At 66.4% G+C, this 14,306-nt stretch carries 14 protein-coding genes; 9 read left to right on the top strand and 5 right to left on the bottom strand.

Going from position 1 to position 14,306, the window contains the following annotated elements; translation table 11 throughout:
• The first annotated feature begins 26 nt into the window (after positions 1 to 26).
• From dnaX to B2W22_RS25840, 7 genes are all read left to right on the top strand, one after another.
• Positions 27 to 2,429 (top strand): DNA polymerase III subunit gamma/tau, encoded by a 2,403-nt coding sequence (dnaX, locus tag B2W22_RS25870; RefSeq protein WP_286940098.1) that lies wholly within the window; start codon positions 27 to 29, stop codon positions 2,427 to 2,429.
• 44 nt (positions 2,430 to 2,473) lie between these two features.
• Positions 2,474 to 2,800: a YbaB/EbfC family nucleoid-associated protein gene (locus tag B2W22_RS25865; RefSeq protein ID WP_056326789.1), complete on the top strand. Its 327-nt coding sequence runs from the start codon at positions 2,474 to 2,476 to the stop codon at positions 2,798 to 2,800.
• Positions 2,801 to 2,821: 21 nt separating this feature from the next.
• Positions 2,822 to 3,430: a recombination mediator RecR gene (gene recR / locus B2W22_RS25860; protein ID WP_175126029.1), complete on the top strand. Its 609-nt coding sequence runs from the start codon at positions 2,822 to 2,824 to the stop codon at positions 3,428 to 3,430.
• 67 nt (positions 3,431 to 3,497) lie between these two features.
• On the top strand, positions 3,498 to 4,772 hold the full coding sequence (locus B2W22_RS25855) for a CaiB/BaiF CoA transferase family protein (RefSeq protein ID WP_175126030.1): 1,275 nt from the start codon (positions 3,498 to 3,500) through the stop codon (positions 4,770 to 4,772).
• Complete coding sequence (locus tag B2W22_RS25850) at positions 4,769 to 5,809, top strand: ABC transporter substrate-binding protein (protein ID WP_175186418.1); 1,041 nt, start codon at positions 4,769 to 4,771, stop codon at positions 5,807 to 5,809. The genes B2W22_RS25855 and B2W22_RS25850 overlap by 4 nt, the downstream gene beginning before the upstream one ends.
• Positions 5,802 to 6,611 (top strand): ABC transporter ATP-binding protein, encoded by an 810-nt coding sequence (locus B2W22_RS25845; protein ID WP_286940095.1) that lies wholly within the window; start codon positions 5,802 to 5,804, stop codon positions 6,609 to 6,611. Before B2W22_RS25850 ends, B2W22_RS25845 begins: the two co-directional genes overlap by 8 nt.
• A 3-nt stretch (positions 6,612 to 6,614) precedes the next feature.
• Positions 6,615 to 7,409 carry an ABC transporter permease gene (locus B2W22_RS25840; RefSeq protein WP_286940094.1) on the top strand — a complete coding sequence of 265 codons (795 nt, stop codon included), beginning with the start codon at positions 6,615 to 6,617 and terminating at the stop codon, positions 7,407 to 7,409.
• A 25-nt stretch (positions 7,410 to 7,434) separates the two neighbouring features.
• Here B2W22_RS25840 and B2W22_RS25835 read toward each other — a convergent pair whose 3' ends face one another.
• From B2W22_RS25835 to B2W22_RS25820, 4 genes are all read right to left on the bottom strand, one after another.
• Positions 7,435 to 8,010, bottom strand: coding sequence for a biliverdin-producing heme oxygenase (locus B2W22_RS25835; protein ID WP_286940093.1), 576 nt, complete (start codon positions 8,008 to 8,010; stop codon positions 7,435 to 7,437).
• 73 nt (positions 8,011 to 8,083) lie between these two features.
• On the bottom strand, positions 8,084 to 8,716 hold the full coding sequence (locus B2W22_RS25830; protein WP_218343182.1) for a hypothetical protein: 633 nt from the start codon (positions 8,714 to 8,716) through the stop codon (positions 8,084 to 8,086).
• A 10-nt stretch (positions 8,717 to 8,726) separates the two neighbouring features.
• A complete protein-coding gene (locus B2W22_RS25825) occupies positions 8,727 to 9,083 on the bottom strand; it encodes a response regulator (RefSeq protein ID WP_224776719.1) in 357 nt (118 codons plus the stop codon).
• A gap of 25 nt (positions 9,084 to 9,108) precedes the next feature.
• Entirely contained in the window at positions 9,109 to 11,298 is a 2,190-nt protein-coding gene (locus tag B2W22_RS25820; RefSeq protein ID WP_286940091.1) for an ATP-binding protein, read from the bottom strand.
• A 97-nt stretch (positions 11,299 to 11,395) separates the two neighbouring features.
• On the opposite strand from B2W22_RS25820, the gene B2W22_RS25815 reads away from it, so the two are divergent.
• Entirely contained in the window at positions 11,396 to 11,923 is a 528-nt protein-coding gene (locus B2W22_RS25815; protein WP_286940089.1) for a carboxymuconolactone decarboxylase family protein, read from the top strand.
• 38 nt (positions 11,924 to 11,961) lie between these two features.
• Here B2W22_RS25815 and tal read toward each other — a convergent pair whose 3' ends face one another.
• The gene (gene tal, locus B2W22_RS25810) at positions 11,962 to 12,915 is read right to left on the bottom strand and encodes a transaldolase (protein ID WP_175126038.1); all 954 of its coding nucleotides are present in this window, start codon (positions 12,913 to 12,915) and stop codon (positions 11,962 to 11,964) included.
• 235 nt (positions 12,916 to 13,150) lie between these two features.
• Between tal and carA the strand changes: the two genes are divergently transcribed.
• Positions 13,151 to 14,305, top strand: coding sequence for a glutamine-hydrolyzing carbamoyl-phosphate synthase small subunit (carA, locus tag B2W22_RS25805; protein WP_056570759.1), 1,155 nt, complete (start codon positions 13,151 to 13,153; stop codon positions 14,303 to 14,305).
• The last annotated feature ends 1 nt before the right edge of the window (position 14,306 follow it).

Raw genomic sequence — 14,306 nt, 5'->3', positions numbered from 1 at the left:
CAACAATCAGGCTCTACAATCCAGCCATGACTTATCTGGTATTGGCCCGCAAGTGGCGGCCGCGATCGTTCGATACCCTGGTGGGACAGGATCACGTGGTGCGCGCGCTCACGCATGCGCTCGACACGCAACGCCTGCATCACGCCTGGCTGTTCACCGGCACCCGGGGCGTCGGCAAGACCACGCTCTCGCGCATCCTGGCCAAATCGCTCAACTGCGAAACCGGCATCACCTCAAAGCCCTGTGGCGTCTGCCGCGCCTGCACCGAGATCGATGCGGGCCGCTTTGTCGACTACCTTGAGCTGGACGCTGCCTCCAACCGCGGCGTCGAGGAAATGACGCAGCTTCTGGAGCAGGCGGTTTACGCACCGGGCGCGGGACGCTTCAAGGTCTACATGATCGACGAAGTCCACATGCTGACCGGGCACGCGTTCAACGCCATGCTCAAGACGCTGGAAGAGCCGCCGCCGCACGTCAAATTCATCCTGGCCACCACCGATCCGCAAAAGATCCCGGTGACGGTTTTGTCGCGCTGCCTGCAATTCAATTTGAAGCAGATGCCGGCCGACTCTATCGTTGGCCATCTGCAGGCCGTGCTCGGCCAGGAAGACGTCGGCTTTGAAATCCCGGCCCTGCGGCTGATCGGGCAGGCGGCGTCGGGCTCGATGCGCGACGCCCTGTCGCTCACCGACCAGGCCATCGCCTACAGCGCGGGCAACCTAACCGAAGATGCCGTGCGCGGCATGCTCGGCACCATCGACCAACGCCATCTCGTGCGCCTGCTGGACGCCCTGTCTTCGGGCGATGCCAAGGGCGTGCTGGCCGTGGCCGACGAACTTGCGATTCGCGGACTGTCGTATGCCGGTGCGCTGGCCGACCTGGCCGTGCTGCTCTCGCGCGTGGCGATCGAGCAGCGCGTGACCGGCGTCACCGCCGCCGAAGATCCGCTGGCCGGCGACATCGCCCGGCTTGCTCAGGCGCTGCATCCGGACGCCGTGCAACTGTTCTACTCCGTCGCCGTGCATAGCCGCGGCGAACTGACGCTGGCGCCCGACGAATACGCGGGCTTCATCATGGCGTGCCTGCGCATGCTGGCGCTCAATGGCGACGCCGGTCCGCAGACCGCGCTGGAAGCGCCCGCCGCGCCTGCGCGTCAGTCGGCGGAACCCGCTGCCGCCATCGCTGCGCCGGCCGCCGCTGCGGTTGGTGCCGCTGTCACCGCCGCCGCAGCGCCTTCGGGCGCGAGTCAGCCTGCCGCGTCTGCGCCCGACGCCGGCGCGGTCGCTCCGCCAGTGTCAGGCGCATCGGTCAACCATGCCGAGGCCGTCAATGCCTCGGCGAGCAACGCCGCCGACGACAATGCGTCGCGCAACGAGGCGCCGGCATCCGCATCAGAGTCCGCGTCCGCAGCAGCGTCCGCGTCCGTTGACGCTCCGTCGGAATCTCCCGCCGCCGTCGCTGCCGCGCCCGCGCAGCCCGCCGCCGTCGCATCGCCGCAATCGCCAGCCGCGCCCGTCCCTCAATCCGCAGACAGCAGCAGCGTCCCCCCCTGGGAAGACCTGCCGCCGGACGCCACGAATGCAGACGCGGGCGCAGCGACGTCCAATGCACCGACGAGCAACACTGCGGCGCGCGCCGTAACGGCCGCCGACGCATCGACGCCTGACCCATCAACCGCCGACACCTCAACCGCCGACACCTCGCCTCCCGACGCCGCAGCGCCTCACGCCCCGTCCGCCAAACCGCAAGGCTCCGCTGCCCTGGCCGTGACACCGGCCGCCGCGGCGATCGCCCCGGCATCCGCGTCCGCCCCGGCAATGGGCGACACCGACGGCCCGCCGTCCTGGGTCGACGAAGAAATCCCCTTTGAAGCCGAAGGCGGGTTCATGCCCGACAGCGGTTTCACGTCCGATCCGGATGACGATTTCGAAACGCTGGCCACGTCACCCGCCCCGGCGCCTGCACCGCCGGCCGCTCGCCGCGATGGCCCCGCGCCCGCGCGCAAACGCCAGTCGCGTGCGCCTCGCCTGACGGACATGGACTCGGCGTCCTGGCCCGAGCTGGCCGCGCGCCTGCCCGTGACGGGCCTGGCATCGGAACTGGCTCGCCAGAGCGAATGGGCCGGCGTGCAGGGCGATGCCATCATCCTGCGCGTGGCCGTCAAGACCCTGGCCGAAAGCGAAAGCCGGGTGCGCCTCCAGACCGTCCTGTGCGAACATTTCGGGCAGGGCATCCGGCTGGACGTGCAGGTCGGCGTCACCGGTGACGCCACGGCGTATGCCGTGGCCCAGGCCGAGAGCGCGGCGCGCCAGCTCGCGGCCGAAAACGCCGTCGCCGACGATCCCTTCGTGCAAGCGCTGCTGTCGGATTTCGGCGGCCACGTCGTTGCTGGCTCGATCCGCCACGTTGATTCAGCGGCCGCCGCCTGACGCGGCGGCCAACCTCATTCCCCTCGTTCAAGGAAGCTCCCATCATGATGAAAGGACAACTCGCCGGCCTGATGCGCCAAGCGCAGCAGATGCAGGAAAACATGAAGAAGGCGCAGGACGCGCTGGCTGACATCCAGGTCGAAGGCGCCTCGGGCGGCGGCCTGGTGAAGGTCACCATGACCTGCCGCCACGACGTCAAGCGCGTCGAGATCGACCCGTCGCTGCTGGCCGACGACAAGGACATGCTGGAAGACCTGGTCGCCGCCGCGTTCAACGACGCGCTGCGCAAGGCCGAAGCCACCTCGCAGGAAAAGATGGCGTCGGTGACCGCCGGCATGCCGCTGCCCCCGGGCATGAAGCTGCCGTTCTGATTGCCGCTGCCGTAGGTTGCAATGGATCCCTTACTGCCCGAACCCGAGCCGCTGGTCTCGCTGATCGAAGCGCTGCGGCGCCTGCCTGGCGTGGGCGTGCGATCGGCCAGACGCATGGCGTATCACCTGTTGCAGCATGATCCGCAAGGCGCGGATCTGCTGGGGCGGGCGCTTGCCGGCGCGGTGCGGGATCTGAAGCACTGCGCGCGCTGCAACAGTTTCTCCGAAGACGAGGTCTGCGCCACCTGCTCCAATGTCAAGCGCGATCCCTCGCTGCTGTGCATCGTCGAAACGCCGGCCGACCAGAACATGATCGAGTCCAGCCACGGTTACCGTGGCCTGTATTACGTGCTCATGGGCCGGGTCGCGCCGCTGGAAGGCATCGGTCCGCGTGAACTGGATTTCGAGCGCGTGATCAAGCGCGCGACGGATGGGGTGGTGCAGGAAGTCATCCTGGCCACCAACTTCACGGCCGAAGGCGAGACCACCGCGCATTTCCTGGGCGAGGCCCTGGGCGAGCGCGGCCTGCGGGTCACGCGCCTGGCGCGTGGCGTGCCTGCCGGCAGCGAGCTCGAGTACGTCGACGCCGGCACCATCGCCTGGGCGCTGATGGAGCGCAAGACCACCTGACGCTCGCGGTACCAGAACGCCCGCCGGCAACGTATCGGCCGGGCAATCAATGTGAGGAAGACAATCCATGTCAGCGCTGACCGGACTGAAAGTCCTGGAACTCGGCACGCTTATCGCCGGCCCATTCGCCGCGCGCATCTTCGGCGAATTTGGCGCCGACGTCATCAAGGTGGAGACCCCGCACGGGCCGGACGGCACGGGCGGCGGCGATCCCATCCGCAGTTGGCGCCATCTGCACGAGGGCAATTCCCTGTGGTGGACGGTGCAGGCCCGCAACAAGCAATCCATCGCGCTCAATTTGAAGGACCCGCGTGCGCAAGAGATCGCCCGCAAGCTGGCGCTGGACGCCGATGTGGTGGTCGAGAACTACCGCCCCGGCGTCCTGGAAAAGTGGGGGCTCGGCTTTGAGCAGCTGCGCGCCATCAATCCCGCGCTCATCATGGTCCGCCTGTCCGGCTACGGCCAGACGGGTCCCATGAAAGATCAGCCCGGCTTTGGCGCCATCGGTGAATCCATGGGCGGCCTGCGTTACGTGTCGGGCCACCCCGACCGCCCGCCGCTGCGGGTCGGCATCTCCATCGGTGACTCCATTGCGGCGCTGCACGGCGTGATCGGCGCGATGATGGCGCTGCGCCATCGCGACGCCACCGGCGGCCGCTGGAACGGCAAGACGGGCGACGAATGCCAGGCAGGGCAGGGCCAGATGGTTGACGTGGCGCTGTACGAAGCCGTCTTCAACATGATGGAGAGCCTGGTCCCCGAGTACGACGTGGCCGGCGTGGTGCGCGAGCGCACCGGCGGCGCGCTGCCGGGCATCGTGCCCTCGAATACCTACACCACGCGCGACGGCCAGAACATCGTCATCGCCGGCAACGGCGACGCGATTTTTCATCGCCTGATGCGGGCCATCGGCCGCGACGACTTGGCCGAGGATCCGGATCTGGTGCGCAACGATGGCCGCGCGCGGCGCGTTCAAGAGATCGACGGCGCCATCCAGCAATGGTGTGACGGACGCGGCATCGAAGCGGCGCTCGAAGCCCTGAAGCGCGCCGACGTGCCGGTCGGCAAGATCTACAGCGTGGCCGACATGTTCAGCGATCCGCAGTTCCTTGCGCGCCGCATGATCGAACAGCATCGCCTGGCAGACGGCAGTCCCGTCAAGCTGCCGGGCGTGGTTCCCAAGCTATCCGAAACACCTGGCCAGACGCGCTGGGTGGGCCCGAAATTAGGGGAACATACCGAGGAAGTCCTGAAATCGCTGGGGTATGATTCAGCGGCTATCGACAAGCTGGCGAAGACCGGCGCTATCGGAATATCCGACAACCAGGAGACAAAGCAATGACAGTCACCCGCCGTGAACTGCTCAAGATCGCCGGCGCTGCCGGCGTCATGAGCATGGCCCCTGCCATCGTGCGCGCGCAGAAGCTTGAAAAGACCAAGGTCCAGATCGCAGTCGGCGGCAAGCCGCTGATCTATTACCTCCCGCTGACGATCGCCGAGGTGCGCGGTTACTTCAAGGACGAAGGGCTGGACGTCAGCATCGCGGACTTTGCCGGTGGCTCCAAGGCCCTGCAGGCCGTGGTGGGCGGCAGCGCCGACGTGGTCTCGGGCGCCTTCGAGCACACGCTGTCCATGCACTCCAAGGGTCAGGCCTATCGCGCCTTCGTGCTGCAAGGCCGCGCGCCGATGATCGGCGTGGGCGTCTCCAAGAAAAACATCCCGGGCTACAAGGGTGCGGCTGACCTGAAAGGCAAGAAGATCGGCGTGACCGCGCCGGGCTCGTCCACCAACATGGTGGTCAGCTTTTTCCTTGCCAAGCACGGCCTGAAGGCCTCCGACGTGTCCTTCATCGGCGTGGGCGCTGGCGCGGGCGCGGTGACTGCCGTGCGCAGCGGCCAGATCGACGCCATCTCCAACACGGACCCGGTGGTCTCGATGCTGGAGATGCCCGGCGACATCCAGATCATCGTCGACACGCGCACGCTCAAGGACACGCAGGAAATCTTCGGCGGCAACATGCCCGCCGGCTGCCTGTATGCGCCGCAGACGTTCATCGACGCCAATCCCAACACCGTCCAGGCGCTGACCAACGCCATCGTGCGCGCCGACAAGTGGATTCAGAAGGCCGGCCCCGAGGAAATCGCCAAGGTCGTGCCCGAAACCTACCTGCTGGGCGATCCGGCCATCTACAAGGCCGCGCTCGGCAAGAGCATGGAAGGCCTGTCGCCGGACGGCATGATCCCCGAAGACGGCGCGGCCACCGCGCTCAAGGCGCTGGCCGCCTACCAGGCTGACTTCAACGGCTCGAAGGTCGATCCGTCGAAGGTGTGGACCAACGATTTCGCGCGCCGCGCCAACGAGAAGTATGCCAATGGCTGAAGCCGCGCTGTCGCTGGAAAACATAAGTTGCACCTTTGTCTCGCGTGACGACCGGTCGCAGCGCTACACCGCGGTCAGCGACACGACCCTGGCCATCGCGCCGGGCGAGTTCGTGTCCGTGGTGGGCCCGACCGGTTGCGGCAAGTCCACGTTGCTCAACGTCAGCGCCGGCCTGTTGGCGCCGTCGTCGGGGCAGGTGAAGGTCTTTGGCCAGCCGCTGGTTGGCATCAACGAACGTGCGGGCTACATGTTCCAGGGCGAGGCGCTTCTCCCCTGGCGCAGCGCGCTGGACAACGTCATCGCCGGCCTGGAGTTCGCCAACGTGCCCCGCGCCGAGGCGTCGGACCGCGGACGTGAATGGATGCGCCGCGTTGGCCTGGGCGGATTCGAGGGCCGCTATCCGCATCAGATGTCGGGCGGCATGCGCAAACGCGCCATGCTGGCGCAGACGCTGATCCGCGACCCCGACATCATCCTCATGGACGAACCGTTCTCGGCGTTGGACATCCAGACGCGCCAGCTCATGGAGAACGAGGTCCTGGACCTGTGGATGGCCAAGCGCAAGGCGGTGCTGTTCATCACCCATGACCTGGACGAAGCCATCGCCATGAGCGACCGCGTGATCGTGCTGTCCGCCGGTCCGGGCACCCATCCCATCGGAGAATTCGCCATCGATCTGCCGCGTCCGCGTGACGTGGCCGAAGTGCGCATTGACCCGCGTTTCGTCGAGCTGCATGCCGCCATCTGGGGCGTGCTGCGCGAGGAAGTGCTCAAGGGCTATGCCCAACAGAAGCGAGCCTGAGCCATGCCCAAACTGAACAAATCCGGTTCCGGCAGCCTGCGCGTCTGGCAATTGCTGCTGCTCGTCATCATCCTGGCCGTCTGGCATTTTGCGTCGCGCGATCCAAAGGTCGCCTTCTTCTTCGGCGAACCGTTGAAGGTGTGGGGGCGCATCTGGGCGTGGTTCGTCACCAACGCCGACATCTACAACCACTTGGCCGTGACGCTGACCGAGACCGTGCTGGCGTTCTTCATCGGCACGATCGCGGGCCTGGCCTTCGGCTTGTGGCTCGGGCTGTCGCCGCGCGCCAGCGCAATCCTGGATCCCTACATCAAGGCAGCCAACTCGATGCCGCGCGTCATCCTGGCGCCCATCTTCGGCATGTGGTTCGGCCTGGGCATCTGGTCCAAGGTGGCGCTGGCCGTGACGCTGGTGTTCTTCATCGTGTTCTTCAATGTCTATCAAGGCGTGCGCGAAGTCAGCCCCACCTTGCTGGACAACGCCCGCATGCTGGGCGCACGCAAGCGCCAGCTGCTGCGTCACGTGTACTTGCCGTCGGCTACGAGCTGGGTGTTCTCCAGCCTGCACACCTCGGTGGGTCTGGCGTTCGTGGGCGCGGTCGTCGGCGAATACCTGGGGTCGGCAAGCGGCGTGGGCTACTTGATCCTGCAGGCCGAAGGCACGTTCGACGTGAACACCGTGTTTGCCGGCATCATCGTGCTGACCGCCTTTGCGCTGATCCTGGACATCATCGTCGGAGTTGGCGAGAAGCGCTTGATGAAGTGGCAGCCCAAGTCGGGCGAAACCGAAAAGCTGTAATCCGCCTTGGGTCGCGCTGCCGGGCTCAGGCCCGCAGCGCGCCCTGGCTGCGCAGCCAGGCGGTCAGGCTGTCGAAGGCGTCGCGGGCGCCTTGAAGCGCCTGTTCCTCGCGGCCCGCCGCGCCGGCCTCGCTGTCCAGGTACAGCAGAAATTCCTTCCACAGCGGTCCCACCTGCTCGCCATACCCGCGCAAGTAGCGCTGGGGCAAGTCGGGCGCCACCGCCTGCAGGCGCTTGGCCAGGAACCGGCCGCCCAACTGCGACCCTTCGACAACGTACGCGACGCCCAGTGCGTAGGCGTCGGGCGCCACCACCTGCGGCGGCTGTGCGCAATGCACGACGGGCGCGGCGTCGCCCGCCGCCTTCAGGTCTTCATGCAGCCAGGCGGTCTTGCCGGCCCGCTCAGGGGCGCGCAGCGACGCCGGCCAGTCCAGTTGCCAGAGCTGTTGCTCCAACGGTTCCAGCCATCCCAGCAGCGCGCGCAGATAGGCCAGATAATGGCCGCGGTCGACATGGTCTTCGGCCAGCGCCAGACCCTGGTCCAGCGTTTCGTGACGTTCGCGGGTGCCATCGCGCAGCACTTGGTGGACGGGAGAAATCATGGGGATCGTGACGTGAAGGGTTGGTGGGACGGTTGAACCGGCGACATCGAACCAGTGCTAATACGGCGGCGGGTTACGCCGGCAGATGCAGCGACCAGCAGCGATCCTGACGCTCCAGCCGCCAGCCCGAAGCGGACGCCAGCAACTCGATTTCCTGCGGGTCAAACGCGGGCGGCTTGTCCGAGGCCGGTGCGCCTTCGGGCACGCGGGCACGCCACACGCCGGGCTCGGACGCGTCCACTTCGAGCTGCGCATCCGCGGGCACCAGCGGCAACAGGCACAACAGCCATGCCAGGACCAGATATCGTGTGCTGAACAACGGCACGTCGGCGTGCGCCACCTGCTCGGGCCAGCGGATGCCGTGGCTTGCCAGCAGCAGGTGCGAGAACATCAGCTTGCGGCAGTCGTGCAGCAGGTCGCCGCTGGACGTCATGGCGCCGCCATCGCTCAGCCAACCATCCAGCTCGCGCACCACGCCCACGCTTTCGTCGAGCATGTCGGAAAGGTCGCCGGCAAGCCGCTCGCAGCGCTGCTGGACGGCTTCACCGGTGGTGCCTTCAGGCGCCTGGCGCAGCATGGCGGCCGCGAGCGAGGCGCTGGACAGCGGGCCCAGGACTTCATGGCGCAGCACGGGGAAGATCTGGCTGAGTACCTTGAGCTGCACGCCCTTTGCGGCCAGCAGGCCAAGGGTGTCGGATTGCATCATGAAAGAACCGTCAGTTGGCCTCGTGCAGAATGGCCAGGAGCGCGTCGGGGTCCGCCGGCTTTTCGATCCATCCAGTGAAGATGCCGTTGATGGCATCGCGTCGTTCGTGCCGCGCCAGGCCGCTCAGCGCATAGATGCGCGGCGGGTTGGCGCGTTCGCGCAGGCGCTTGGCCAGCTCGTAGCCGTCCATGTCGGGCAGCAGGATGTCCAGCAGCACGGCATCCGGCGCGAACGTGTTGACCAGCTCCAGGGCTTCGGCCCCGGTGGCGGCGCACCGCGTCTCCAGGTTTGAAAGCGCCAGGAACTCGGCCAGCAGTTCCGATCCCATTTCGTTGTCGTCCACCAGCAGGACCCGCATGGCGCGCACTTCGTTCAAGTTATGTCTCCCAGGTTCAAGAGGGGGTTGCTTCAGGCATGGCGTGGGGCAGCGTGACCGTGAAGATGACGAGCCCGTCGCGGCATTGGACGGCAATGTCGCCGCCGTGGTCGCGCACGACCTGCTCGGCAATGTACAGGCCCAGGCCCAGGCCGGAGCGGTTGCGCGACTGGCCCACCGATTCCGGCTTGAAGGGCGAGAACAGGTGCGCGAGCACGTCTTCGGCGATCGGGCCGCCATGGTTGATGACGCTGAGCGTAATGCCGTCATCGGTTTTTGCGGCGGTCACCATGATGGGCTGGCGGGGCGCGCCGTGCTGGCGCGCGTTGCCCATCAGATTGGTCACCACCTGCGCGATACGGTCGGTATCGGCCATGAGCGTCAGGCCGTCCGGCACGTCGGGTTCGATGCGCAAGCCGGGATAGGCCTGGCGCTTTTCCTCGATCAGGCCGTTCACCAATGCCGACAGGTCGCACAGCCGCTTTTCAATGCCCAGCCCCAGGCCGCCTTGCAGGCGCGACAGGTCCAGCACCTGCGATATCAGGCGCTGCATCCGGCCGCTGGAATAGCGGATGCGCTCGCCCATGCGCGCGCCGGTATCGGTGCGGGACAGCAGGGTCGCGGCCATGGAAATGGATTGCAGCGGGTCGCGCAGGTCGTGGCCCAGCATGGCCAGCAGCGCGGTGCGGGCGCGGTCCACGTCGGCGGCACGGCTGGTCGAAATGTGCGAGAGCTCGTCGCGCAGATTGTCCACGGCCTCAAGCTCCGCAGGCAGCCAGGGAAGACAAACCCCGCGTACGACCTCGCGCCAGGCTTCGAACGAGCCGCGCGGCGTCAGCCGCGGGCCGAGGCTGCCGACCGCGTACTGCTTTTCCGGCTTGCCGCCCCACACGAGGGTCTCGATCTGCTCCTTGCGCAGCCAGATCAGCCAGCCATTGTTCATGGGGTCGAACTTGCACGCGAGCAGGCCCGCGTACGGGACGATTTCGGTCTGCAATTCGGGGTAGTCGCGCGCGATGTTGGTGGTGTGCACCACGCGCTGTCCGCTCTGGTCCAGCGCGTTCAGGATGCCCGCCAGTTCGCCGCGCGGCGCAATGCCGCCAAACACCGTGACGCTGTTGCTCCAGAGGCACAGCGCGGCATCGTTCGGGACCAGCGACGCCGGCGTCTCACCGCCCTGCGACAGCGCCTGATGCACGTTTTCAGAGGCCGACACGCGCTCGACAAGCTTGCTGACCAGCGCGGCGTTCTGGCGGGATTGCTCGGCCCGCTCATTGGCTTCGATGCCGGATACCGTGGCCGCAACGACCTGCGCCATCGCCTCGCACGCCAGGCGGGCGGGGTAGGGCACGGCCCGCGGCGTGTGATGGTGGCAGGCGATCATGCCCCACAGGCGGCCGCCGATCACCAGCGACAGGCTCATTGACGCCCGTACCCCCATGTTTGCCATGTATTCCAGGTGGACGGGCGACACGCTGCGCAAGACCGAGAAGCTCAAGTCCAGCGGTTGGGGATCCGGCGAAGGGGCGCTCAGCACGCGCACCGGGTGGTAGGTCGCATCGGCGATCAGGCGCAGGGTGTTTACCGTATAGAGCCGGCGCGCCTGCGCCGGAATGTCGCCGGCGGGATAGCGGCGGCCCACCCAGTCGTCCAGGTCGGCGCGTCGCTGTTCAGCCACGATCTCGCCGCTGTCGTCGGGATGGAAGCGATACGCCATCACCCGGTCAAAGCCCGTGGCGCGCTGCACTTCGCGCACCATGCTGTCCAGGAGCGCGGGAATGTCACGCTGCCGGCGCACGCGCTCGATGCTGCGGTAGATACGCTCGGGCGCGGCAATGCCGACGCCGTCGGCCCGGCGCTCGAGTTCGACAATCGTCAGTCCATCGACATTGCGATGGCCGATCACGTCATAGGTGGCGCGATCCAGCGTGATGGTCAGCGGATCGAAAATGGGGTCGGGGTTGCCGAGCCAAGTGGACAGGCAGTACGCAAGGCCCGGCGGCAATGCCTCAGGCGCGCAAGGCTGGTCCAGCGTCAGGCAGGTGTCGAGCAACTGGGCGGCATTCTCGCTGGCGTAACGCAGCGTGCCGTCGGGATCGAACGCGAGCAGGGCCCCCAGCGGCTGGATGGCGCCCGGTATGTGTATCGGTTCGCTGTCGCAATTGGCGAGAGTGAGTTGGGGGTAGGATTCGGTGGGCGCATTCATGCGAGTGAGATACCGTGGACGCGCAAGTGTGTTGCCATTATGTCAAAGATATTGTGAGAATGTGTGCATTTGCTGCCCCCTACCTTCCGGAGTTCGCATGGCCCGTTTGCCCTACGCTGATCTGACTCATCCCGAAGCACGGCCCCTGGTGGAAAGCATTGTCGCGCAGCGGGGCAGTGTGTTGCATCTGTATCAGATGCTGCTGCATAGTCCCGCGGTGGCCGGCGGCTGGCTGAATTACCTGACGTCGATCCGGCAGCTCAGCACGTTGCCGGGCGATCTGCGCGAGCTCGTCATCATGCGGGTGGCGGCCATCAACGGTGCGCCCTACGAGGCCGACCAGCATGCGCCGATCGCGTTGAAGGAAGGCGTATCCCAGGCGCAGCTGGACGCGCTGGATGCGTGGGAAACCTCGGATCTGGTCAGCGAACGCGAACGGGCGGTGCTGGCCTACACGGACGCCATGACGCGTCACGTGCAGGTTCCCGAGGCGGTGTTCGACGCCGTCCGGGCGGCCATGGGGTCGGAAAAGCTGGTGGTCGAGCTGACGGCGACAGTCGCCGCGTACAACATGGTATCGCGGTTCCTGGAAGCGCTGCAGGTGCACTCTCACGATCACCGCTAGGCAAGGGCGCGCGGACAGCAACCGCGCGCCGCACTGACTCAGCCTCGCTGCGCGTCGATCAGGGCGTCCAGCTTGATGGCGTCGGCCACGAACAGGCGGATCCCCTCGGACAGTTTTTCGCTGGCCATCGCATCGTCATTGAGCAGCGTACGGAACGTCACTTCGTCAGCGCCGATGCGCGCAATGTCGCCGCGCGCATCGTCAGCGCGAAGCTGGGCGGGCGCGTCGCCTTCGGTGGCGGCCAGCTTGTTCAGCAGGTCCGGACTGATCGTCAGCAGGTCGCAGCCGGACAACGCAAGGATCTGACCCACGTTGCGGAAGCTCGCGCCCATGATCTCGGTCGGGATTTCAAAGTGCTTGTAGTAGCGGTAGATATTGGTGACGGACTGAACGCCCGGGTCACGCGCGCTCGTGTTGTCGTCTTCGACCCAGTTCGCGCCGGCCGTTTTCTTGTGCCAGTCGTAGATGCGGCCGACGAAAGGTGAAATGAGCTGAACATGCGCATCGGCGCAGGCGACCGCCTGGGGCAGCGAGAAAAGCAGGGTCAGGTTGCAGCGGACACCCTCGGACTGCAACACGCGGGCGGCCTGGATGCCTTCCCAGGTGGACGCAATCTTGATCAGCACGCGTTCGCGCGGGATGCCGGCGGCTTCGTACAGGGCGATCAGGCCGCGGGCGCGTTCGATGGTGGCGCGGGTGTCAAAGGACAGGCGGGCGTCCACTTCGGTCGACACGCGGCCCGGCACGATGTCCAGAATCGCGCGGCCGAAGGCGACCAGCAGGCGATCCATGAGTTCGGCGGTCGAGGCGCCGCGGTGTTCGCGCGCGGTCTTTTCCAGCAGCGGGCGGTAGGCGTCCTGCTGGACAGCCTTCAGAATCAGGGACGGGTTGGTGGTCGCGTCCGTGGGACGCAACGCCTTCATGGCTTCGAAATCGCCGGTGTCGGCAACAACGGTGGTGTGGTCACGCAGGGCGTCAAGTTGGCTGGGCATGGACTTATACGACTCGCAGCTGGCTAGGGTTGAAGGTGCTGCTAGCGTATCACCGACGCTGCCAGGCCGCAGTCCGCCGCAAGGGCGAGGGGCGCTGATTGCAGGCCGCGCAACGGCGCGGCAAAACGGCCGAAAAACCCGGTTTCGGCCTTATTTGGCGCGGTTCTCCGGGAAAAACGGCCGCTCGAGGTATAATCCGAAGGTTTGATTATCGATTCTAAAACCGGGGTTTACTGTGCTGCCGCAACTCTTTCCCGAGGGGATCAACCGCTTCCCTCCTGCAATTCTGGCTCTGGCGGACGGTACCATTTTTCGAGGCGTGTCGATCGGTGCGCCTGGCCATACCGTTGCCGAAGTGGTGTTCAACACCGCGATGACCGGGTACCAGGAAATTCTCACCGATCCCAGCTATAGCGGTCAGATCGTCACGCTGACCTATCCGCACATCGGCAACACCGGCGTCAACGCCGAAGACGTGGAATCCAATCGCGTCTATGCCGCCGGCCTGGTGGTACGCGACTGCCCCGCCCGCGTGTCGAACTTCCGTTCCACGCAATCCTTGCCCGACTACCTGACCGAGCAGGGCATCGTTGCCATTTCCGGCATCGACACCCGCAAGCTCACGCGCATTCTGCGCGAAAAGGGCGCCCAGGGCGCGTGCATCTTCGTGGGTTCCGACGCCGAGCGCGCCGTTGAACTCGCCCGCGGCTTTCCCGGCATGGCCGGCCAGGATCTGGCCAAGGTCGTGTCCATCAAGGAAAGCACCGGCTGGACCGAAGGCACCTGGCAGCTCGAAGGCGGGTTCACGTCGCCCGACCAGTCCAAGTTCCACGTGGTCGCCTACGACTACGGCGTGAAGAGCAACATCCTGCGTCTCCTGGCCGACCGTGGCTGCCGCATCACGCTGGTGCCGGCCCAGACCACCGCCGAAGACGTCTTCAAGCTCAATCCCGACGGCGTGTTCCTGTCCAACGGCCCCGGCGACCCCGAGCCCTGCGACTACGCCATCGACGCCACCCGCGCCTTCCTGGACAAGAAGCTGCCGGTGTTCGGCATTTGCCTGGGCCACCAGATCATGGGCCTGGCGGTGGGCGGCAAGACCGTCAAGATGAAGACCGGCCATCACGGCGCCAACCATCCGGTGCAGGACCTCGCGTCCAAGCGCGTGTTCATCACCAGCCAGAACCACGGTTTCGGTGTCGACGCTGCCAGCCTGCCCGCCAACGCGCGCGTGACGCACGTCTCGCTGTTCGACGGCACGCTGCAAGGCTTCGAACTCACCGACCGCCCGGCCTTCTGCTTCCAGGGTCACCCCGAAGCCAGCCCGGGTCCGCACGACATCCTCGAGCTGTTCGACAAGTTCATCAGCCTGATGTCCGGCCAAAAGTAAA

It is taken from the genome of Achromobacter sp. UBA4530 (genome assembly GCF_002388205.1).
GTDB classification, from domain to species: Bacteria; Pseudomonadota; Gammaproteobacteria; order Burkholderiales; family Burkholderiaceae_B; genus Achromobacter; species Achromobacter animicus.
This window is presented reverse-complemented; position numbering and strand designations above follow the sequence as displayed.

Excerpts from the sequence above, each read along its gene's own strand:
- dnaX (WP_286940098.1), top strand. The coding sequence starts at position 27 with ATGACTTATCTGGTATTGGCCCGCAAGTGGCGGCCGCGATCGTTCGAT.
- B2W22_RS25865 (WP_056326789.1), top strand. The coding sequence starts at position 2,474 with ATGATGAAAGGACAACTCGCCGGCCTGATGCGCCAAGCGCAGCAGATG.
- recR (WP_175126029.1), top strand. The coding sequence starts at position 2,822 with ATGGATCCCTTACTGCCCGAACCCGAGCCGCTGGTCTCGCTGATCGAA.
- B2W22_RS25855 (WP_175126030.1), top strand. The coding sequence starts at position 3,498 with ATGTCAGCGCTGACCGGACTGAAAGTCCTGGAACTCGGCACGCTTATC.
- B2W22_RS25850 (WP_175186418.1), top strand. The coding sequence starts at position 4,769 with ATGACAGTCACCCGCCGTGAACTGCTCAAGATCGCCGGCGCTGCCGGC.
- B2W22_RS25845 (WP_286940095.1), top strand. The coding sequence starts at position 5,802 with ATGGCTGAAGCCGCGCTGTCGCTGGAAAACATAAGTTGCACCTTTGTC.
- B2W22_RS25840 (WP_286940094.1), top strand. The coding sequence starts at position 6,615 with ATGCCCAAACTGAACAAATCCGGTTCCGGCAGCCTGCGCGTCTGGCAA.
- B2W22_RS25835 (WP_286940093.1), bottom strand. The coding sequence starts at position 8,010 with ATGATTTCTCCCGTCCACCAAGTGCTGCGCGATGGCACCCGCGAACGT.
- B2W22_RS25830 (WP_218343182.1), bottom strand. The coding sequence starts at position 8,716 with ATGATGCAATCCGACACCCTTGGCCTGCTGGCCGCAAAGGGCGTGCAG.
- B2W22_RS25820 (WP_286940091.1), bottom strand. The coding sequence starts at position 11,298 with ATGAATGCGCCCACCGAATCCTACCCCCAACTCACTCTCGCCAATTGC.
- B2W22_RS25815 (WP_286940089.1), top strand. The coding sequence starts at position 11,396 with ATGGCCCGTTTGCCCTACGCTGATCTGACTCATCCCGAAGCACGGCCC.
- tal (WP_175126038.1), bottom strand. The coding sequence starts at position 12,915 with ATGCCCAGCCAACTTGACGCCCTGCGTGACCACACCACCGTTGTTGCC.